Below are 21,440 nucleotides of genomic sequence, written 5' to 3'. Positions count from 1 at the left end.
GTTATTCACCACCCAACTTTATAATTGTTGCTTTATCATTCGAAAAGTCTATATAATCTTCCCCAACAATTTTCACTTTACCTGTATCACCTGTAGAAAATCCATAATAGGGACCTCCATGTATACCGTCTCCTGGATGATAAAACACCATTCCATCTCCGTCATTAGTAAATTTCCAACCATTCCCTGCTGACCCATATGTGGACTCTGTCCAACCTTCACCTAATATTGATTTTATTTCATTTTTGGTACTTCCATACAGTCTTTTAGGACTGGAGATAATGTCTTCAATAGAGTTAGGTTTCCACTGAACATTACCAGCACCATATTTTTCTTTAAAATAATTGTTCCAATCTTTTCCTGATACAGGATTTTCTGCACCAAAATCTGTCTTTGGAGCCTTAGCCCCACTAACTTTCTCTGGAACCCCCGTCTCCGTCGTCACCTTATAAGAAGCATAACTCAACCCAGCCATCAAAATCAAATCGTACATGCCGGTCTCTTGTACCCAATTATAACCATCCGCTACATACTGAGAGGTTGCGAGTGTGCCTTTGATAAACGCGTTATATGCATCCCCATTTTGATAATTGATCCCATGGCGCCAACCATCTTCTAAATGTTTCTGATAATCTTCCATCGACCATATCCGGTATTGCTGATCCGGTAAATATTGGCCGGCCTTACTTAAATACTGATATAATTCCGGGGCGTCTACGCCTTTTCCGTCTTTTTCTAAATGCCATAAGATTTTCGCATTTCCATCCGTATCTTCATAAACAATGGCATAAACATCATAAGCTTCTAACTCTTTCTCTTTCTTAGAATCGATCCCTTTTTGCCTGCGATCGTATTCCGTCCATTTATCATTGATCGGTTTCACCCAATCCATATTCAATCCCATCGTGCTGAAGGTCCCTGTTAGTCCGCTAAAACCCTTTCCACTACGCATCTCTTTTAGCCCTTGTTCCACCGCATCCAGTAATGTTTCTACTTCACCAAAAAGCGTTGCGGATACGGGATCAAATGCCATCAGTTTTGCCAACTTTGCTTGTTCATCCTTCTGTTGACCTTGGTAATGTTCCCCTAATTTTGTCAATCCGGTTTTCAAAAAACTGTTTTTTGATGCGCCTGCTGCTAAGTGGTCCGCGAAAGCCATGAGCTTATTCAGCTGCTCGATATGTCGGCGTAAAACAGCTTCTTGAAGGGAATTGTCATCCACATCCGATCGATAGCGATCCGGAAGTTTCTTTGCTGCCGTCTCTAAGGTTTCTGCCACTAAAATCAGACCAGTGATGACAGGGATATACGTCATTTGAAAATAGATCTTGGCGGAATCATAGGTTTTCCCTATTAATACCGGCTCGAAAATAAACTGGGAGATAGCCGTTTTCAAGCTGTTTAGTCCTTGAACATGAGCTTGGCACATATTCCTGATCGCGGTGACTTGACTGTCTGCGTCGTCTAGAAACATATCGACACTCATGATGTTGCCTCCTTCTCATAAGCTGCTTTTCGCTGATAGTAGACGGCTTCTTCTTTCGCTTCCAATTGTTGGTGCGCTTTTTTGGTCGTTTCCCTTTCTTCCCAAAATCGTTCCATCAACCCTTGTTCTTCTTTTCGTATTTGTAACATTCGGTCTGTTGTCCGGTGCGCCATCTGTCCTTTTTGCCACGTATGGCTTATTTCATCCAAAAGCCGGTTTTTTTGTTGAAGATGGGTTTGGAATTCTTCTTCCAACCGACGTAGCTCCCGTTGTTGCCCTTCTACTTCCTGTTTTTCTTCGCCTATCCGGTATAGTCGTTGCGTTAATTCTTCCGCTGTAGCTGTTTCCAATGTCCCCATTCCTTCCTATGGTAATGATGGCAATGTAAAGTTTTGTTGTAGTTGTTGATCGAGTGCCTCGAAATCTGTTGCCACACTGTGGATATTCGCAATATCTTGTTCTAAGACACTACGAAGGGAGGCTAGTACAGCTAGTTCCTGCGTGCTGACCGTTTGCAGCTTCGTGTTTCCTTGCAAGGTCGTTTTTTTATCCGTATCTGGTGTCCAGTTTCCAGATAACGCGGTCAGTGCGTTTTGTAGGCTTGTCGCGTGTCCCTGAGCAATGCCCAGATTGCTTACGATTCCATCTGCCATTTACGATCCCTCCTTGATGTAGAAAAAGCCATACACCTTCGTGCATGACTTTTCCAGTTTTGGAAACCTTAATTGAGACCAAAATTCTGCGATAACTCGCGGTCATGGTTCTCCACAGAAGTCGCTGTTTTCTCTAATTGGCCTTGGATCTGGTCGAGTAGATCGGAGAATTGGACGACTTTGGGTTTTAGTTGGTTGAATTGCTCATCAAAACGTGCGAAGGCTTGCCCTTCCCATTCTCCTCGTAATTGTTCTTGTAGATTTTTCAAGTTATTCAAGATCTGATCGATTTCTCGTGCGCTCGTCCCGTATTTCTTGGCGCGGTCCCGTAATTCTGCCGGGCTCATTCTGATTTGTCCTGCCATTTCATTCTCTCCTTTGATGTCTATTTTTACTGTACTCTTGTATTTTAGCACAGCCTGAGGCGAACGAAAGGCGAACGTTTTCTGAACTTTCTGTGACAAAAAACGAGAGAGTTGCCATAATTAGATAAAAAAGCCTAGAAATTATACTTTCTAGGCTTTTAGTGTTTTTTATAATTTTATTTTCTATCTTACTAAATGAAACTGCTAGAGTTAACAAACTATACCCTTTAAGTTCGATTAAGATCTATAAGTTAAGTCTACTTCTCTCTAACTTTCTGCTCATCCAAACATATATTATCCCCCTAGACAGCTTGCTATGCCAAAGACGCTAAATAAAAACGCAGATTGCAGCAATCCTATATATAGCTAAATTTTTTTTGTTAGCATTTCATATTCCACGATTTCCTTTAATAGGAAAGTGAATAGTTTACAAGGTTTCCAGTTTTATCAAACCATAAAACTTGTGCAAACTTAGAAGCTCCCATACAAAAATAAAAAACAAATAAAAAAAGTAATAATGATTTATACTTGATAAGCTTCATTTCTATTTATTTCCTCCTAGCAAATCAAAGTAGTCTTTGATTTCTCGGTTATATGAGGGCCCTTGCAATATATAGCTTTTTTCATTTGCCTTTATTTGGTAGGCGGACCTTTCTCTAAACAATAATACCCTAAATACGTGTGATTGTCGTTTAATTCTCTAGTTTAAGCTCGTTTACCCAATCCTAGTCATAAAAATCAAACTCAATCAAATGCTTCAAGCTTTTTTCTGCTTCTGCTAACTGTTCATTCACTGAAACGTCATAGCCGGATTTGCTTTCATCTCCGTCATGACCGCTAGATTCATTGTTAGGAATTTTTTCTTGGCTGGTTCTAATTCTTCCAACCATTCGTCGATGATTTTCTTTGCTTCGGCGGATTCGTTCTGGTTGCGGCAGATCCAACCGATATTTTTATATTGGCGCATTGCTTCTAATTCTTGTCGCAGTTCGTCTTTTTCTTTGGCGGGGTGGAAGAGGTTCAAGTAGTAGTTTCGGCTGGCTTTGACGAAATGGATGTAGGTGTCTGTTTCGCCGACAAAGCTGAAATCGCGGGCTGCTAGCAGTTGTTTTGCTTCTTCTTTTACGGTTTCTGCTGCAAATCCTTTTGGTGCTTCTTTGCGCTGTTCTTCGATTTGGCTTAATTGTCCGGCTTGGAAGGGTTTGCTTTCTGCCTTCATCGTGCTGGAGAAATCAGCGAGTTTTCGTTCTAAGTGTGCCCATTTTTCTGTTAGATCAAGTTCTGCTACTAAGGCTTCGGTTTCGTGGATGACTTGGATCGCTTGTTCAAATTCTGAGGCTAGTAAATGACTTTTCACTTTTTCTGCTGCTTCGGTTTTGATCTCGGTCTGCATTGCCACAGTCATATCGCGCCATGCTTGCCATTTTTGTTGCCATTCGCTCATGGATCAACCCACGTCCTTTCCGAGGATTTTTTTGATATAATTTTGGGTTTCGGTAAATGGCGGGATTCCGCCGTATTTGCGTACATTGCCTGGTCCTGCATTATAGGCGGCAAGCGCAAGTGACAGATCGCCTTTGTAATTTTTGATATAGCCGGATAGCTGTTTGACGCCAGCATCGATATTGGCTGCTGGGTCTAAGCGATTTTCCCCATACATCAGCTGCATCAAGCCGGTCGCACCAGCACTGGAAACGGCATTCGGATTGAAATTCGATTCTACTTCGATCACTTTGCGGATCAAGCTTTCTGGTACGTCGTATTTCTTAGAAGCGGCTGCGATCTCAGTCGCGTATTTCCCGTCATGTGCGGAAGATACGGATTGCGGGCTGCTTGAAATATTTGCTGCGGTCGTTTTTACAGGCTGGCTAACTGCGGGAGCTGCTGTGGTCCCTTGTGCTAAAATCGCTTCATAAACGGATTGTGCGTAAGCCATCTGCTGGTCTAAAGAAGTAGCCTTGTTAGAAGACGGACTTGCTTTTTCAGCGGTTTCCATCGATTGTTGCTCTAAAGCACTTTGAAATGCTTTCGGATTTTGTGCGGTCTGATTGGCTGTCATGGCTTGATTGAATTCCGCTTTGCGGGCGGTGATTACTTGTTCGACAGGGTTCACGCTAGTCCATCTCCTTCACAGATTTGTTTCATTTGTTGAAGTGTTTCCGCGAATGTAACGTGTTCGTCTCGCGGCTGTTTCAGCATTGTATTGATTTGGATCGCTTTTTTCTGGCTGAGGAAGATCGCGGTATTGTCTTTTGTTTGTTCGATGGTTCCTAATTTGAAGTACAGTTCGTTTTCTTGAAACGTACTGAGCCATTCGCGCAGTTTATTGGAAGCGGCAAAGTGTTCTTTTGTCGTGATTTCTTCCATAACACGGCTGATCGAGTCCAGAACGGAGATCGCGGGATATTGGTTCATAATGGCAAGTTCCCGCTTGAGGATAATATGTCCATCTAAAATCCCACGCGCCAGATCCGGGATCGGACCATTCATGTCGTCGCCGTCAACTAAAACTGTATAGATACCAGTTATCGAGCCGGTTTCTGTTTTTCCAGAGCGTTCGAGTAATTTTTTCATATATGATTCCATCAGCAATGTCTTTCCGCCAATGGGTAAATCTTTCGTTGCAATGTCAACGCTTCTTCTAGCATCCGCAAAGCGAGTGATCGAGTCCATCATCAATAAGACGTTTTTCCCTTGATCACGGAAGTGTTCTGCGATCGAAGTAGCTAATTTGGCAGCGCGGAGCTGCATTAAATGACTCTCATCGGAAGTAGCGGCTACGATAATACTTTTTTTCATGCCTTCTTCGCCAAGATCTTTGCGGATAAAGTCTTTTACTTCCCGTCCACGCTCGCCGACTAGGGCGATCACATTGACATCGACTTTAGCATTTCGCGCGATCATGCCGAGTAGGGTGGATTTTCCGACACCTGAACCGGCGAAAATACCGATTTTCTGACCGATGCCGATCGTGAGCATGCCGTCGATTGCTTTGATACCTGTTTCTAGGCTATCGGTGATTTCTTGGCGGGCAAAGGCGTTGATCGGCGGTGCTTCTAAAGCGATTTTCTGCGTGTTTCCAGCTGGATCGCCATTGATAACTTCGCCTGTTGCGCTTAAGACTTTGCCGAGCAATTCGCCGCTTGCCGGGATCGTGACCTCGGCATCGTTTGGATAGACCCAATCTCCTGCTGAAACTTTATCCGTTTGATTAAAGGGTAAGAGCATATTATTTTCTTTTTCAATCGAGATCACTTCGCACAAGACCTTTTTCTCGCCGACGGTCACAGTGTCACCGATCTGCATTTGCGGGCCTTTTGAGATATAGAGCTGTTCTTGTACGGTATGGATCTTTCCTTTTCTAATGTAAGGAATAGCACGTTTGATCGTTTGCCATGCTGCTGTTTTCGGTTCAAACATCTGCTGTGCCACCTTTAGCTGCAAGTAGGCGTTCACTTTGTACTTTGATTGCAGCGAAGATTTCCGGAAAGCGGTATTCAAAGTATTCTTTTTCTTCTTCTACACTGAATTCTCCGTAGCCAAGCCGCATATCAAAACGCCAGTCGATGTTCTGCATCAGCCATGCTTCTTTGTCGTCTGCGTGTTCGGCTTTTAGAGCTTCCAATGTTTCCGGGTGAATCGTGACGCATAGTTTCTCAAAGGAGATCGGCAGTTTTTGGATGACTTCTACAAGTAGTGGAGTCATTTTCAATTGCCGTTCATCGATCGTTTGCTGGACGACTTGTTCGGCCAGTTGGATACTTTCTTCATATAAAAAGCGGGTGACCGTTTGGTAGACCTGCTGCTTTTCTTTTTCCCATTCTTGGCGTTCGGTTTGTTTGGTTTGTTCCCATTCCGCTTGTTTGTTCAGCAAGTCGGCTTTTTCGGCTTCTAATGCTTCCAATCGCTGCTCGAGTTGCTGTCTACTTACTGCTAATTGTTGTGCTTCTTGCTCCAAGGCAGCTTGTGCTTGTATTAATTCTTGGTTGTCGGAATCTGTTTCTGCGCTTTCTGTGATTTCTTCCAAGTATACCAATTCTACTGGCGTTTCGGAGATTTCTACGGCAGTTTTGGGGATTCGACTGTTAGATAATGACATCTTGGTCACCTCGAACGATCATGATTCTCCCTTCGCGTTCCATGTTGCGGACAACACCGGAAATATCTTGTTGTGCTTGTTCTACTTCAGAAAGGCGAACTGGTCCTAATACATCGATTTCTTCGACGATCATATCGCGACGGTTTTTCGATACACAGGAAAGAATCTTTTCTTTAAGCTCTTCTTTTTCGTTTTTAAGCGCACGGGCGATCTTGTTGTTGTCTTGAATTTCTGCGAGTACGAGCTGTAAGGTCATATTGTCCAAAATAAGCAGATCTTCGAACATAAACATTTTTTCTTTGATGCGTTCGGAGAGGTCTTGTTCTTCCTCGTCCAAGTATTCAAAGATCGTGCGTTCTAAGCCGCGGGATACGTTGTTAAGTATATTCGCCACGTTTTTGATACCATCTGTTTTGTTGATCGAACTGCTGGCCATGGTATCTAGCTTGATCCGTAGTAAATTAGAGATATTCTGCATCACTTCACTGTCAAACTGTTCCAAACTTGCCACACCGATCACAGTACGGATCATTTTTTCTTCTGGAAGCAAGCCAAGCAATTTGGAAGCTTCTTCCGGTTTCATATAAGAAGCGATCATTGCAATGGTTTGCGGGGATTCATCGCTGATGATAGTGAATAATGAATCGACATCATCGATTTCTTGCAGGATGTCGATCGCTGTTTCGCCGACCCGTGCTTCGGTTTCTAAGCCATAGATCAGCTGATTCAATTCTTCTGCTGACATGTTCGGGAACAAGCGACGCAAGTGTTCGCGGTCAAGTTTGGCGATTCCTGTATTCAGCAAGTCCATTTCTGTCATAAATTCGCGCGATGCTTCTTCCACGACATTGCCGTCCATTTCTTTCAGCTTTGCCATTTCGCGTGCCAGACGCTGTTTCGATGCATCCGGCAGCAGGTCGACAACTTCGGTCGCCACATCTTCGTCCAGGTTCCAAATAATGAGTGCTGCTTTTTCACGCTTGGAAGAGGAAGCGAGATCAACTGCTTCACTTTCTGCCGTTTTTTCTTGTTGTGCTGTTTCTTGTTCTGCTTTTTCGTTTATTTCTAATTGTTCTAGCGTTTCTTTTAATGTATCTGCCATAAGCTATCAGGCCTGCCTTTCATTGAGCCATTTTTGGATGATTGCAGCTGCTCTGCCTGGGTCTTCTTTTGCAAGATCGCTGATTTTTTCTTTTAAGTTCTCTCTTCTGGTCAAGATGGAAGGCTCTGTCATTGCGTCAGGATCGATTTGGAAATCAGGTTGTTCGCTTAGTTCTTTTTCGACTAATGCTTCTTCTGGTGAAATATAGTCTTCTGCGATCGCTTCTTCGATCTGTTCTTTTCGTTTCAGCCAAATAATATAGAAAACTATTCCGCCAGCAATAAGTAGCAGTAATGTGCTGCCAAGGATCCACCATACCCACGCGTGGCTTGCTGGTTTCGCAGCTGGTTTTGCGGTTGGTGCGGCTGTGTCATCTTTCAAGAATGTGATCGGCATGATCGTAACTTCACCGTTTTTGAAAGTGCCGTCAAAAACTTCTTGGTTAGTTCCGTTTCCGTCGGCGTTTGCATTTGCATTGCCACCGCCATCACCATTAGGGTCAGTCATGTTAGGTGTTAATCCTGCTGCTACGCCGACTGCTTTTGTAAATTCATTCATATCAACGCGGTTGGCGTCTAATGTGTTTTGATCTACCCAAACGACAACGTTGGTTTTCGCAAGTGCTGGGTGTTTTTTGATTTCCTGCATCGTCGAGTCAAGTTCATAATTAGTAGTCTCGCTGTTTTTTTCGCTCGTATAGGTAGAATCACTGTTTCCGCCGTTTTCTGTATAATTCGGAACATCAGCGTTTGATTCTGTTCCGGATGCCTGTCCTGCTGAGCCTGTCGATTTATCGGTAGTGCTGTCTTTTTGTTCACTGCGGACTTTTCCGTCTCGCGGATATTTTTCCGTTTTTTGTTTGATCTCGTCAAAATTTACGGTAACATTCGTATTTACACGGAAGTTTTTCAGTGCAAATATACTCGAAAGTGTGTCTTCAATGTCGGTTTTGATATCTTTTCCGATCGCGTCTTGAATATCCACTTCGTTTTTATAAGCGGAACTTCCTTCGTCTTTGGCTGTGGTTGCAGAATCAGAAACAACACCGCGTTTGGAATCGATCACGGCTACTTCTTCTGCATTGATGTTCGGGATCGCTGCGCTGACGGTTCTTTGGATGCCTTGGACTTGAGCAGTGCTGAGCGACATTTGTCCTTTGGTCTTGATCGTTACTGCCGCGGAACCTTTTTGACTCGCTTCTTCAAAGATCGAATCGGACTCTGGCATGGTCATTTGAACGGTCGCACTGTCTACTACATTGCTGTAGCTTTGCAAGATCTCTTTCTCTAAGTTCGCTTTCGTCCCTACTTGTTCTTGCATTTTTTTGTCTTCTTCACTTGCTCCAAGTGAGCTGTTTAGTAAAATATCGTTCCCGTCGGTTCCTGTATAAGGAATGCCATCTTCTTCCATTTTATCTCTTACTAATTTTTCCACGCTTTTATCGACTAAAATATCCCCATTTTTATCAATCGTATAGTCTACTCCGATTTTGCCTAATTCGTCGGTCACTTGTGTCTGAGAGGTTTCTGACAAATTTTTGAATAAAGTGACTTTGGTACTTGGCTGATTCATATAAAGTAGCGCTACTGTGACAATGACAAAAAAGCCGACTAAAATGGCGACCTTGTGCCAGTTCTTTAACTTCGAATACATTGTTTTAATTCTTGTCATAACAGAAACTTCGCTCCATTTTCTCTGTGCCTAGCAGTGTTCACTCCCCGGAACTATTGCTTTACACTTGCGTATTTAAAAGCTGTTTATAACTTTCTACTAAATTATCTCTTATCACGGCGGCTGTTTTCATCTGTGATTCTGCTTTTTTCATTTGGATCAGCACATCGCTGGTATTCCCTTCGCCTGTGGTAACCATTTTGTATGCGGAGTTTTCTGCGTTATTTTGGACATCACTCATCTTGTCAAACATGCTGGCAAATGTGTCCGCGGATTCGGTTACTTGTTCCGTTCCGCCTTTAGGTGACTGCAGCGGTAAGGAACTTACGGCACTACTTGCTATTCCTTCGATTGCCATGCGATTACCTCCTTAGATCTTTCCGATTTCTAGTTCTTTATCGAGCATTTTTTCATTGGCTTGCAAAGCAGAGGTGTTAGCGGCGTACATTTTTTGGCCGACCATGATGTTCGTCATTTCAGCTGTCAGGTCAATATTGGCATAACGCACGTAACCGTCTTGGTCGCTATTAGGATGCGTCGGGTCATAAACTGTTTTTACATTTTTTGTATCACTGACGATATTTTCTACTTTTACACCATTTACGCCATTTAATTTTGCTTCAAAGGGGCTGATTTCCTGAAGGACGACACTTTTTCTGGCGTAAGGGGCTTCTCCCGGTGCAGCGGAGGAATTGGCATTCGCGATATTGTCGGAACTGATTTCCATCCAAGTTTTGGCTGCGTTTAAAGCCGAGCCGTTTGTATTGATTGATTCAAACATTTCATTTCCCTACTTTCCGCGTGCTGCGATGCCGATGGCTGTGTCATAATTGAGTGCATTGATCGCAATGGCATACATTTGATTATTTTTCGTCAAGCCGATCATTTCATCGGTCACGTTGACATTATTGCCGTCTTCATTGACGCTGCCTGCTTTTTCTGTGATGCGGACGTTGGCGCTTCCGGCACTTTCGCCAGCCATATGTTTGGGATTTGTCTCCCGCAGGCTGCCTGCTTGCTGCAGATTTTGTTCAAAGCTTGATTCTTTTGCTTTATAGCCGGCTGTTTGGGCGTTGGCGATATTATCGGAAATAAGTGTGTTGGAACTTTGTAGGTAACTGATATAGCTTCCTAAACTAGCCACATAGTTGTCCACGTCAAAACCTTCTTTCTTTAGAAAAACTTCGCATAATTGCGGTTCGCTCGATCGCGTTTTTTGCCTGTTTCCAGAGTTTCTTTTACTTGTCTGATTTGATTGTCGGTAAAGATCATTGCTTTTTCGATCGTTTTTTTGATTTCTAGTGCTAATTCACGTTTTTCTTCTAACTGTAAGGAAGCTAGATATGTCGTGACTTCTTCTATAGACATTTGGTACTCAGAATCAGACACGCGTAATTGGCCGCTTTCCAAAAATTGCCCTTTAAATCGATTCAGTATCTGTATGCTCTCTGGATTCACTGGCAAGCGCTCCTTCGTAACCTTCCTTGAGTTGGGTAATAATGTGGATGATCGTATCGACATTTACCGCTTTGCGAAACATTTGCATTTGTTTGATCTGTTCAGTGATCCATTCATATAAGCCATAAATATTATCGAATAGTTCTTTGTCCGCTTCCGGACTCAATTGCAGTTTCAACTCTTCAAATACTTTTTCCATTTTATCCAGTATCAAGTCTGCTTCACTGAATTTAAAATCGGCGAAATTCTGTTCCAGTTTTTTGAATTCAATGATGCAGCGTTCGTAAATATAGATCGTATTTTTGATGGGATTGCTTGTTAAGATCTCACTTGCCGAATATTTTTTCCATGCTTGCATTTTCGTCACCTACTATCAATTTTTACTTCCTGCGTTCATGCCGTCGATCAATGCGTCCATTACTGTAGCGCTTGATCGCAAGTTATTCATTTGTGTTAGCCATTTGGTGTATTGCTGTGTGATTTGGTCGAGCATCGTCGTGTTACGATCGGTGATGCTGTTGATCTTTGTGTTTAGTTTAGCGATCTCACTGTTTAGTGAGCCCGTTTCATCGCTGACAATTCCAGTTGCTCCGTATATCTTGTCGAAAGACTGGGATAAAGTATCGCCGAATCCGCCGATGCCGAAGAAGAATTTCTCCGCTGAAGTTGGGTCTTCTGCAAGTTTGGCTTCTAGTTTTGCGCTGTCGATTGATAAGACACCCGTTTTGTCTACGCTGATACCAAAGTCAAAAATGCCGCTGCCGTTCTTTGTAAATTTGAAAATACTATTTAGTGCGCGGTCTGTAGCAAGGTCAACGGTGGACGCTTGTAACGAGGTTCCATCCCCTGCATATGTGTTCATGACAGTCAATACTTGATTATAGGCATTCACAAAGTTTGTGATCATCGCACTTGCCTGGGTGTCTTTTTGTTCTTGAACTGTCAATGTTTCGATTTGAGTTGTCGGTTTTTTAAGTGTCAGGGTGACGCCGGGGATAATGTCGCTTACTTTATTTGTTGTGCTGGTAATATCCGCGCCATTGATCTTGAGTAAAGCATCTTCCGCTGCAAGATGGTTGGGTGAGTCTGTTTCCAGTCCTAATGCAGCTAGCAGATCTTGATCGCCACCGAAGCTGATAGCATTTGCTTTCCCGGTATTATTTGCTGTGATCACCATGTTGCCGCCAAGTGTATAGGCATTTACTTTAGCATTGCTACTGTTGATTTTATTAAGAACGTCTTTATACGTATCCTTTTCATCGATCGTGATAGCTTTGCCATTTAGTGTGATCGTTCCTCCTAAACCAATCTCCGCGCCTATATTCTGAACGCTTTTGTTGTAAGTATCAGACGTTGCCAGTCTAGTGACTTCCACGGAATAAGAGCCGTTTACACCACTGGAAGAAGAAGTTGCGCTAAAAGCACTTTCGTTAGTGGAACTTGCCAATTTGGTTTGGCTGGCATACGTGGTAAAGCCGTTAAATACTTTCAAAGAATTCGCCAATGCTGCTTTTAAGTTGTTGTATGTCGATATTGTCGACTGATACGTAGTGATTTGATTTTGAAATGGTGTTTTCGCACTCTCCAGCGTTGATTGAGAAAGCTGGATAAACTGTGTGTAATACTGATTCGGGTCAAGCAAACTGTCAATAATGGAACTGCTCATTTTTCTCACCTCACATATAATTCAAGATACTTAACTGCTGGATAATAACGCTCGATTTCAGGGAAGCTTGATACGCGATCGATGCTTGGTTCAAGTTGCTGATCGCTTCTGGACCATCCACTTCATCGACTTTTGATTTGCGGTCTTTATAGTCGATGATTTTTGACGAAAGAATATTATCGTAAGCCAGTACGCTGTTTTTTTGTCCGCCTACGCTCGTCATTTTATTAGAAAGAATATCCAGATTTGCTTCATTTTGTTCTTGGAATCCTCGTAAACTATCTTTATCGCCGGATTGCATTGCCTGAACGATTTGGTTGATCGTGTTAAAAATCTGCGTCAGCTGGCTGCCGTCGTGGTAAACTTCCACTTCATGGCTGTCAGAAACTTTGAAATTTTTGTTGTCGGTGGTTCCGTTATATGCGATCACACCAGTTTGACTATTGATCGTAAACGGCTTGGTATTGGTGCTGGAACCGCTGAAAATGTAGCGGCCGTCGTCATCTGTATTTCCTAGGGAAACGAGCGACTGTAGCAGGCCTTTTACTTCTTCTGCTGCTTGGTTCATATTTTTCTCGTCAGTCGTTCCATTCAGTGACTGCAAAACGATCGCATTGATACGGGACATTGCGTCATTCATAGAGGATAGCGAAGTATCTGCGCTTGTAAGCAAGCTCTTCGCATCACTAACGTCTTTTTGCTCACGGTTCAATTGATTTAAAATATGATTATAAGAAAGCACCTGCGTCGTTGCTGCCGGGTTTTCACTCATCGTTTCATAGCGTTTTCCGGTCGATACCTGGGTTTGATATTTTCCCATAAGTACATTCGCATTGTTGATTTGATTGATGATCGTATTTGTTTGTTGGTTGGTGGCGATTCGCATCGGTCATCCTCCTTACATGATATTTAGCAGTGATTGGAACATGTCGTTGACGATATTCATTGCTTTGGTATTAGCGACATAATAACTTTGATATTGCATGATATTTGTCATTTCTTCATCGATATTAACACCTTCGACAGAAGATTTTGCGTTACTTAGATTATCAAGTGTCTGATTTTCTGCTTTGGCGATCGCATTTGCGCCGCTACTGTCCGTTGCAACTGTTGTGATCAATCCATCCATAAAATCGCTTAGCGTCGCATTACCAATAGTCGTTGTGTTTTTCAAAGCACTCATCTGATCCGCGATCGCGCCTAAAAACCCTTGGCTAGAATTATCTTTTGTCAATATTGGATTCAGCTGCAAGCTACCATCCGGATTTTTGGAAAAGATCGGGATCGAGAATTGGCTGATATCAGATGCTTTTGCGTTCGTATCGATTGCAGCGATCGTAAAGGTATTCCCATCGTAGGAAAGAGTTCCGTTAGTGCTGTCTACAGTCACGCCCGGGAATTTCGCCAACTGTCGTACCGCTTCGTCCCGGTTTTTGATCAGTGTTTCGTTTGCTGGATCCGCTTGTAGCTGCAGATTTATTTTCGCGATCTGGTCGATCTGATTATTGAAACTGTTCAGCTGTGCTTGATTCGTGCCATCAACTAAACCGTCCATAAAGGTATTCAGTTTCGTTTGATAATCCTTGATCTCCTTACCGCCTACATCAACAGCAGCTCGAAGTTGCCCTTCAGGAAGATCTAGCTGATTGCCATCTACAGAAAATTGATAGCTGCCATTTTGCGCCGTCATTTGGATCTGATTGGTCTTGCTTCCCTGAACCACCAGTCTTCCACCAATCGTAATATCGTATACTTCCGGATTATTCGGATGTGTGGTGGTCGAAACTTTGGCATAGGCAGACATTTGAGCAAGTAAGGAATCCCGTTCATTCAACAGATCGTTCGGAGGATTAGAACCCGCATTGCCGATCGCTTGATTTAATTTGCCGAATTTTGAGATCAAATCGTTTAATCCTGTTACCGAAGCTCGGATGTCTGTACTGATCGTATGCTGCAAGTCATCCAGTCCAAGTTTAAGCTGGTTCAGCTGCCCTTCAAATAAATTCATATCCGACAAAAGTGCAGTAGCGTTCGTCTGTTGGTCGGGATTTTTGGCAAGCGCTCCCCAAGATGTGAAGAAATTATCGAGATAATCACTTGGTGTATTCGTGCCGAGCGTTCCAAACAGATTCATCGCTTGCCCCAGCGCGCTGCTTCCATATGCCGCGGCAGATTGTTTCGCGATCTGCTGGTTGTACTGCAAATTCAGGGCACCGCTTGTTACTCGGGCGATGTCGGTCACTTTGACACCGTAACCTGTTTGTTTGCCTTGCAATAGACCACCGTCACCATATAGCGCCTGTTGGTTGACATTTTGTCTGACATATCCAGCTGTATTGATGTTGCTGATATTTTGCTGTGCTACCATCGTTGCTATTTGGGCAGCGTTCATTCCTGATAAAGACACGTTATAATCACTTAACCGCAATGCTACTCGCCTCCTCTTCTTTAAAAAGTCTCATTGATCATGATAGATTGTTCGTTATTAGCTGTTTCATGAAAATCTGTCAGCATATCGATTATTTTTTCGGCAAAAGCTAATTTCATTTCATTATTTGTTTGGACAGTCAGCACGATTTCTTTGAGTGTTTGTTCTTTAGCGAATAGTGCGTTTTTCAAAACCGTTATTTCATCACTGACAGCTTGGCTGAATTGTTTTTGCGCCTCGCTCAATGTGGGTTTTTCTAATTCCATTGCCTTTAGCAATTCGACAAGTTCCTCATAGCCTTGTTTCGTTTTCTCTAACTGGTCATCGAGCTCTGCTTGTTTTGCTGCTCCGGTTTCCCACGCTTCTTCTGCTTGAGCACTGCCGACTGATTTTGCTTGTCTGCACGCTTCTTCTGTCTGTGCGATCAATGTTTCTAATGACTGGATCAATTTTTCCTGCATTTTCTTCCCCACCTATAAAACAATATTCAAGATCATTCCCGAGATTTCTCCGATTCGGTTCAACATATCCAAATGTCCTGATTTTGTATCGATCAAATTCATGACATCATTCAAAGCGTCGGCTTTATCCGTCGCTCCATTGATTACTGTCATCTTTTGCTGGTAGCCATATTTAGGGTGCCGGTTTGTGGTGCTGTCATAGTGCATCACATTATCGACGTAATAATTCAAAAATCCTTTGACTGCGTCTTTATAAGCCATGACATTATCGACGGTCGTATCGATTTCTACCGCCGTCTTTTTATCATTGATGTGGTCTAATAATTTTTGGATCTCGATTGTCGTGCTGTCTTTTTTTGCAGATTTTTGATCAAGTTGCCGCGCATATAAATCATTCGGCTTTACCGCTCCGACTTTTTCTTGTGAGGTTGGATGAAATGCGTTTGCACTCGAAAGCTGCATCGCGGAGATGTGGTTCATTTTTTATCCCCCAAAACCCATATTTTCGTTTTATTTTTCTATTATTTAATTATACTTAACTATTTTTAAAATGTATATGTTTTTTCAAAAAATACTGTACAAGATAATTATTATAAAAATAATTATTGCGGCATAAAAAATCGGACTTGTTACAGCTTGGCCAAAATCTTTACGCAGTAAATCAAGTAATGTCATCTCATGTTCGGCGATCTGCATAAGATCCGTGATATCTTTTTCATTAGGATCTACGGTTTCGATTTTTTCTGGATAGCCAGCTGCTAGTTCCATTTTTTGAAAACAGCCGACCAAACGGTGAAATTGGAGATACATTTTTTCCAGCAGTCTGGCAATATCTCCCTGCGTGATCTCTCCTTGTGCTAGCTGATCAAGATTTTGATAAAGTTCGTTCAGTAATTTGGTCGCCTCTATGTAATGTTTATGGACGATTGGATTAGGAAAATGTTCCATTGTCGGCAGATAAGCGTTCATTTTTTTCAAAAAAGCGGTACCGAGTTTCCAAATATTGACGTTCTCGGTCTGAAGTTCGTATGCCATTAAGTGACGCGCATGGAAAATGTGATTGAATTCTTGAATGATCCTCGTCATCCAATTAGCTTCTTCTTTAGCAGCGACAAAGACTTCCAATCGTGGAGAAGGTTCGGTGACGCCTTGAAGGTCGCTCCACATGCGGGCATGACGATTGATTGTATGAAAAGTATCCTGCATGTTTTGGATAAAATCGACTTTATCTGCAAGACCAAAGCGAAGTAGCGGGATGCGCTCAATCAGCTGCTGCCATTCTTTCAAAATCGTCTGGTTGATCTCAACAAAGCTTTGATAGGCCGGCTGGTTATTAAAATAAGCAAGCAGTCTTTCTTGTTTGCCCGCTAATGATTCTAATTGTCTGGTGATTTCTCTCGTTATTTGCCGCCATTTTTCGCTGTCGGTCGAATAAATGATTCCGGAACGAGTAAGCAGATAGAGCAGGTCTTGTACTTTGTCTTGATTATTGCTGATGAGTTTCATGTAGAGCTGGAGCTCATCACTCTGCAAATTCGTCTGAAGAGCCGCTAATTCTTTGAAAGAAAAGGAAACGAGCGGGGGCGCATCTTCTTTTTGATCCGCTTCCGGTAGCATGGCTGGCTTCAGTGCTGTTTGTGCTTCAGAATAGGGTGATTTTGTAAGCCCGGCTTCTACACTGGTTTTAGGGGTCTCGCTCTCTTGAATACCATCTACTCGCATCCTGATTCCTCCCTTTTTATAATTTCATCGCCCGATTTCCTGAAACAATAACAAAACCGATAAGAACTGCTCCGCCGAGCCAATAAGGGATCGTGGAGGATCTCTTTTGATATTTCACTGTCGTTTGGCTGCTTGGGCGTACAGCAGATGCCGATGTCGGAGCATGTTTGGAAAGTGGCCTTGCTTTTTGCGATGTTGGTGTTTTAAGCGGTACTTTTGCAGCAGGTCCAAGCGGTTTCGAGCTAGACAGCGGCATTGTTGGCAGATCCGGCTTCTTGGCTGGCACTTTCGGTGGCTCCACTATTTCCGTTTTACTGAAATCCCAGGGTAAAACCGTTTCTTGTACGGAGCCATCCCAATCTTGCCATTTGATTGTATTCCCGAGCGGGTTCCAATCCATTTGAAATTTTCGCCCATTCCATACTAGCGGCGCATTCTGCTGGATAGTGATCATTTGATATTCCGGCCAAAGCTGTCCGGTCAAACGCCACGTATCTGTGTCTTGATAGAAAATCGTCCCGTTTTGCTGGGAATTACCGTTTTTTATGAGTAGTAAGCTTTCAAAGGGATCTTGGTGTATTCTTGCTAAAAAGTGATAATCTCCCCATTGCAGCTCTTTTCCTGACCAATCAGCTGGAACGGTGACAACTGCTTGACTTGTTCCTGCTTTTATCTGCCAATCCAGCGGGATCGTTGTTTGGTCATCCTCACCGCTCATAAGTGGGAATGCTGTTGGATCATATGGTGCTTGGACACGTAGCGTTAGCTTTTGGCCCGTATAGAGTATCGTTTTGGGTTTCGTTACAGTATGCTTGTCTAATTGGACTTGCAGTGCCGTTTCGACTGGCAGTGCTGCGGTCAATTGCTGCTCTTCCAATGCGATATTCCCTTTTTCATCTGCATATGTTAATGCTTCGACAGTCAGCTGGATCGGTTGATCTGGACTGAATTCGCGGAAGGGCATCGTTCCTTCGTAGTCTTGTGTCCACATGTTTTGCTTCAGCGGCTGCTGTACGGTTTTTTCGCCTTGCTTACCGATCAATGTCACTTGCTTGAGACTTTGTTCGGAAGAAGCGATCACGACAGCAAGACTATCCGCAGAAGTTAGTTGGTTCCGCAATTTGTCGGTTATTTGTGCTTCGGTTTTGACTATTTGTAGTTTTGGCTCAGCCGCTTCTGTATCATGTTCTTGAATACTTAGAAAATCAGACTGTTCCATAACGGGGGCAGATTGGTCGGTATCTGTATAAAGCGTTGCTTGATAATTACCAGACATATCCTGAGACTGGACCGTATAGCTCCCTTTTCCGTCCGCATTGATAGGAATAAAAATCTGCTTCCCAGAAGTATGGCTAAGGACTACTAGACCCGGTGTGGCTTCCACGCTAATGGTGTCACCAACTTGAAAACCTGTTTCCGGGGACTCTGCTAATTGCATGCTGTATTCTGCGGCATGGGTGTGCAAAGCATAGCTACTGAACAAAGCGAAGATTACTGAAAGAAAAATCAGCTGCTTCATTTACTTTTCCAGCTCCGTTATCTTGATACCAAAGTGATCGTTTACGCGTACTAATGTGCCGGAACCAATGTGGATACCGTTGGCAAGCAGTGATAAAGGCTGTTCGTAGCTTTCTTTCAAGATCACGATGTCTTTTTCGCACCACGTGATAAAATCTGCTAGTTTCACTTTGGCAGTCCCAAAGATCACTTCCAGTGTAATGGGGATGCTGTCGATCACAGCTTCTGTCTCGGTAGTGCTGATTTGCGGCGTAGCTTTCTCCACTTGGATCGGTTCTGCTGGTGGGGTTTCCACAACTTCTTCCACCGGCGTTTCCGCTTGCACTTCTTCCTGAACGGAAAGCATCATGTGGGCTATTTCTTTTGCAAGTTCTGGATTGAAGATCTGGTACATTGGTGTTTTAATAAGTGATTCGACTTCTAGCGGGAAAATCACTTCGACTGTTTTTCCACCGTCGATATCTTTTTGGATCATGGCATCTCCGACATTGCATACTTCGACGATTGGCGGGCTGATATCGATTTTTTTGCCAAGCATTTCCGACATGGCGGTAGCCGAGTAACCCATCATCTGGTTCATGACTTCCTGCATCGCACTTAACTCTAATTCCGTCAGTTCCGCATCTTCATCGACCTCACCAGTTCCGCCAAGCATCAAATTCGCCATGACTAAGGCAGCTTGTTTACTGATAATAAAAGTATTGCTGGATTTCAGACCTTCTACAAACTCCACTGTCGTTACGATGCACGGTCGCTCCGGATAATCAAATTCTTTGCTGTCAATAACTTGAGCGGTAGGGATCGCGAGGGTCACTTTACGGTTCAGCAGTTTAGACAATACCGTTGAAGCCGAGCCTGTCCCAATGTTACATACTTCTAAAAAAACATCGAGTTCTTCTGGTGTCAGCGAGATCTCGTTGGTTTCTTGCTGTGTTTCTGCTTCGACTTCTTCCACCGGAGCAGCATCACCGAGCAGAATATGCGCTAGTTCGATCCCCTTTTCGACAGGGATCAGCTGCACAAGTGTTGAGCTGATTAAATCGCCGATAATGAGATCGAAGGAAACTTTGATCAGATCTTGCTGTTTGAAATCTTTTAATTGATCTTTGATAGTAATAATTTTTATATTTGGTGTCGTGATATCGATCATCCGATCAAATAGATTACTCATCGCTGTAGCAGAATGTCCCATCATCTGGTTCATTGCTTCTTGGACAGCACTTAAATGAAGTTCACTTAGTTCCACATCTTTGTCTACTTTTCCATCGCCCATCATCATCAGATCTGCCATAGAAGCGGCTACTTCCGATTTCAAGATAAAGATATTGCTCATCTCGATACCTTCATGGAAATTCACTTCTAACACAACGTGCGGGATCTCAACATCTTTGGTATTGTAAAGATCCACGATTTCCACTTTTGGTGTCGATATGGTAACGGGCTGATTTAATAAACTAGATAAAACGGTGGATGCCGAGCCAAACGAAATATTGGCTATTTCTCCGATCACGTCTAGCTCCATTTGTGTTGGCTCTTGGTTTAACAACGCTTTCTCCACTCCTTATCTCTCCTGCTGCGCTTTCTCCGTATGGCGCAAAAATTTGATTGCTTTTTGTGTTCCGCTTTTTCCCATATAACTTTCAAATTTCCATTTGTTCGATAAATATCCTTTTAGTGGCTGATTGACATGCGTTTCTGTCAGCAAGCAATCCCCGACTTCGAGCTCATCCAATTCTGCTAGTGTCATTTTGATATCGCCCACTTTGATGATCGCATCTTTTTCGACTTGATGAATCTCTTGTTCCACTTCTTCATCGAAATTACGGCTCTTGTCAAAGGTATATTCCACCACATTTTCCAGTTTTTCCATAATATATTCTACGGAGAAGAACGGGACGCCGACGCGGATCGTGCTGATCCAATAATCGGATTTGACATCGATATTGATGAGCGCCATCATGTCATTGGATGATGTGACACGCAGTAGTGCTGGATTGGTTTCCACGGCTACTAGCTGCGGTTCGATCGGATGGATACTCTTAAAGCTTTCTTGAAGTGCCTGACAGGATAGATCCACTAAGCTTTTTAAGGCAAGTTCTTCAAAAGAAGACAGCAGACGACGTTCGCTAAACTTCCGCTTTGCGTTGCCACCCGTCAGACATTCGTGGATATAGATCAAAAAGGCGAGATCGTATTCCACAATAACTTGTCCAAGTTCGGGATCGCCGAGGTCGATAATGCAGAACAAATAGCTGTCGTTCGGCATTGTGTCCACGTATTCACTTGCAAAGGATACTTGATCTGCCAGCATTGCTTCAGTATGGATCGGCAGACGGATCCGCTGGGAAACATATTCGATCGTCTTTTTCGCAAAAGCAGAACTCAATGTTTTCAAGCTTTCTAAATGTTCCGGACCGAATTTTTCCGGTTTGTGAAAATCATACGGATGAAACTTGCCATATTCGCCGATCTCTGTGGTTTCATCAACGACTTTCCCTTCGCTCATTTGGTTTAAGAGCGCGTCGATCTGTTCTTGACTTAACTTATCACTCATTTTCCCTTCACTCCCTGTCGTCAGACTCAGCAGCATCGCCAAGTTTTACTATTTTGACGAACAGTTTTCCATCTTTGGTCAAAATTTCGCCATACCCGATGCAGGTCCCGGCAATCACGATCTTCACGACGTTAGCTGTGGAACATTCCAGTCGGAAGATCGTCCCTTTTTTTAAATCGAGTAAATTTCCTACTTGTTGATTGGTTCTACCGAGTTCAAAATCGATTTGAAGCGGGATCTCGTTTTTTATTTCCATG

Annotated in this window: 25 protein-coding genes; all 25 read right to left on the bottom strand. The window is 43.1% G+C overall.

Going from position 1 to position 21,440, the window contains the following annotated elements:
• Position 1 precedes the first annotated feature (1 nt).
• Positions 2-1,486: a T7SS effector LXG polymorphic toxin gene (locus HMPREF0556_RS13105; protein ID WP_003754731.1), complete on the bottom strand. Its 1,485-nt coding sequence runs from the start codon at positions 1,484-1,486 to the stop codon at positions 2-4.
• Entirely contained in the window at positions 1,483-1,836 is a 354-nt protein-coding gene (locus HMPREF0556_RS01280) for a DUF3958 family protein (protein WP_139028029.1), read from the bottom strand. Before HMPREF0556_RS01280 ends, HMPREF0556_RS13105 begins: the two co-directional genes overlap by 4 nt.
• Before the next feature lie 15 nt (positions 1,837-1,851).
• Complete coding sequence (locus HMPREF0556_RS01275) at positions 1,852-2,139, bottom strand: TIGR04197 family type VII secretion effector (protein WP_003754724.1); 288 nt, start codon at positions 2,137-2,139, stop codon at positions 1,852-1,854.
• Between the two features lie 68 nt (positions 2,140-2,207).
• Positions 2,208-2,504, bottom strand: coding sequence for a WXG100 family type VII secretion target (locus HMPREF0556_RS01270; protein WP_040486373.1), 297 nt, complete (start codon positions 2,502-2,504; stop codon positions 2,208-2,210).
• A 790-nt stretch (positions 2,505-3,294) separates the two neighbouring features.
• On the bottom strand, positions 3,295-3,948 hold the full coding sequence (locus HMPREF0556_RS01265) for a hypothetical protein (RefSeq protein WP_003754718.1): 654 nt from the start codon (positions 3,946-3,948) through the stop codon (positions 3,295-3,297).
• 3 nt (positions 3,949-3,951) lie between these two features.
• Positions 3,952-4,617: a lytic transglycosylase domain-containing protein gene (locus tag HMPREF0556_RS01260; RefSeq protein ID WP_003754716.1), complete on the bottom strand. Its 666-nt coding sequence runs from the start codon at positions 4,615-4,617 to the stop codon at positions 3,952-3,954.
• Complete coding sequence (locus HMPREF0556_RS01255; protein WP_003754714.1) at positions 4,614-5,924, bottom strand: FliI/YscN family ATPase; 1,311 nt, start codon at positions 5,922-5,924, stop codon at positions 4,614-4,616. Before HMPREF0556_RS01255 ends, HMPREF0556_RS01260 begins: the two co-directional genes overlap by 4 nt.
• Entirely contained in the window at positions 5,917-6,603 is a 687-nt protein-coding gene (locus tag HMPREF0556_RS01250; protein WP_003754712.1) for a FliH/SctL family protein, read from the bottom strand. The genes HMPREF0556_RS01255 and HMPREF0556_RS01250 overlap by 8 nt, the downstream gene beginning before the upstream one ends.
• Positions 6,590-7,705, bottom strand: a complete 1,116-nt coding sequence (locus HMPREF0556_RS01245) for a flagellar motor switch protein FliG (protein WP_003754711.1) — start codon at positions 7,703-7,705, stop codon at positions 6,590-6,592. The genes HMPREF0556_RS01250 and HMPREF0556_RS01245 overlap by 14 nt, the downstream gene beginning before the upstream one ends.
• A 6-nt stretch (positions 7,706-7,711) precedes the next feature.
• Positions 7,712-9,376, bottom strand: coding sequence for a flagellar basal-body MS-ring/collar protein FliF (gene fliF / locus HMPREF0556_RS01240; RefSeq protein WP_003754709.1), 1,665 nt, complete (start codon positions 9,374-9,376; stop codon positions 7,712-7,714).
• A 61-nt stretch (positions 9,377-9,437) separates the two neighbouring features.
• Entirely contained in the window at positions 9,438-9,734 is a 297-nt protein-coding gene (gene fliE, locus HMPREF0556_RS01235) for a flagellar hook-basal body complex protein FliE (protein WP_003754707.1), read from the bottom strand.
• 12 nt (positions 9,735-9,746) lie between these two features.
• The gene (flgC, locus tag HMPREF0556_RS01230; protein WP_003754706.1) at positions 9,747-10,157 is read right to left on the bottom strand and encodes a flagellar basal body rod protein FlgC; all 411 of its coding nucleotides are present in this window, start codon (positions 10,155-10,157) and stop codon (positions 9,747-9,749) included.
• A gap of 9 nt (positions 10,158-10,166) precedes the next feature.
• Complete coding sequence (flgB, locus tag HMPREF0556_RS01225) at positions 10,167-10,532, bottom strand: flagellar basal body rod protein FlgB (protein ID WP_003754704.1); 366 nt, start codon at positions 10,530-10,532, stop codon at positions 10,167-10,169.
• A gap of 17 nt (positions 10,533-10,549) precedes the next feature.
• Positions 10,550-10,834 (bottom strand): hypothetical protein, encoded by a 285-nt coding sequence (locus tag HMPREF0556_RS01220; RefSeq protein WP_036105050.1) that lies wholly within the window; start codon positions 10,832-10,834, stop codon positions 10,550-10,552.
• On the bottom strand, positions 10,797-11,192 hold the full coding sequence (locus tag HMPREF0556_RS01215) for a flagellar export chaperone FliS (RefSeq protein WP_003754700.1): 396 nt from the start codon (positions 11,190-11,192) through the stop codon (positions 10,797-10,799). The genes HMPREF0556_RS01220 and HMPREF0556_RS01215 overlap by 38 nt, the downstream gene beginning before the upstream one ends.
• A gap of 15 nt (positions 11,193-11,207) precedes the next feature.
• Entirely contained in the window at positions 11,208-12,500 is a 1,293-nt protein-coding gene (locus HMPREF0556_RS01210) for a flagellar hook-associated protein 2 (protein WP_003754698.1), read from the bottom strand.
• A gap of 10 nt (positions 12,501-12,510) precedes the next feature.
• Positions 12,511-13,386, bottom strand: coding sequence for a flagellar hook-associated protein 3 (locus HMPREF0556_RS01205; RefSeq protein WP_003754697.1), 876 nt, complete (start codon positions 13,384-13,386; stop codon positions 12,511-12,513).
• A gap of 12 nt (positions 13,387-13,398) precedes the next feature.
• Positions 13,399-14,928 (bottom strand): flagellar hook-associated protein FlgK, encoded by a 1,530-nt coding sequence (gene flgK / locus HMPREF0556_RS01200; protein WP_003754696.1) that lies wholly within the window; start codon positions 14,926-14,928, stop codon positions 13,399-13,401.
• Between the two features lie 20 nt (positions 14,929-14,948).
• Positions 14,949-15,389 (bottom strand): hypothetical protein, encoded by a 441-nt coding sequence (locus HMPREF0556_RS01195; protein WP_040486372.1) that lies wholly within the window; start codon positions 15,387-15,389, stop codon positions 14,949-14,951.
• Positions 15,390-15,401: 12 nt separating this feature from the next.
• Positions 15,402-15,869 carry a DUF327 family protein gene (locus HMPREF0556_RS01190; RefSeq protein ID WP_003754693.1) on the bottom strand — a complete coding sequence of 156 codons (468 nt, stop codon included), beginning with the start codon at positions 15,867-15,869 and terminating at the stop codon, positions 15,402-15,404.
• Positions 15,870-15,953: 84 nt separating this feature from the next.
• Positions 15,954-17,111, bottom strand: coding sequence for a hypothetical protein (locus HMPREF0556_RS01185; protein WP_003754691.1), 1,158 nt, complete (start codon positions 17,109-17,111; stop codon positions 15,954-15,956).
• Positions 17,112-17,127: 16 nt separating this feature from the next.
• Positions 17,128-18,630, bottom strand: coding sequence for a hypothetical protein (locus HMPREF0556_RS01180; RefSeq protein ID WP_003754689.1), 1,503 nt, complete (start codon positions 18,628-18,630; stop codon positions 17,128-17,130).
• Positions 18,631-20,151, bottom strand: coding sequence for a flagellar motor switch protein (locus tag HMPREF0556_RS01175; RefSeq protein ID WP_040486571.1), 1,521 nt, complete (start codon positions 20,149-20,151; stop codon positions 18,631-18,633).
• 39 nt (positions 20,152-20,190) lie between these two features.
• Complete coding sequence (fliM, locus tag HMPREF0556_RS01170; protein WP_003754686.1) at positions 20,191-21,183, bottom strand: flagellar motor switch protein FliM; 993 nt, start codon at positions 21,181-21,183, stop codon at positions 20,191-20,193.
• Positions 21,184-21,190: 7 nt separating this feature from the next.
• Positions 21,191-21,439, bottom strand: a complete 249-nt coding sequence (locus HMPREF0556_RS01165) for a flagellar motor switch protein FliN (RefSeq protein WP_003754683.1) — start codon at positions 21,437-21,439, stop codon at positions 21,191-21,193.
• Position 21,440: the final 1 nt, after the last annotated feature.

It is taken from the genome of Listeria grayi DSM 20601, assembly GCF_000148995.1.
GTDB lineage: Bacteria > Bacillota > Bacilli > Lactobacillales > Listeriaceae > Listeria > Listeria grayi.
This window is presented reverse-complemented; position numbering and strand designations above follow the sequence as displayed.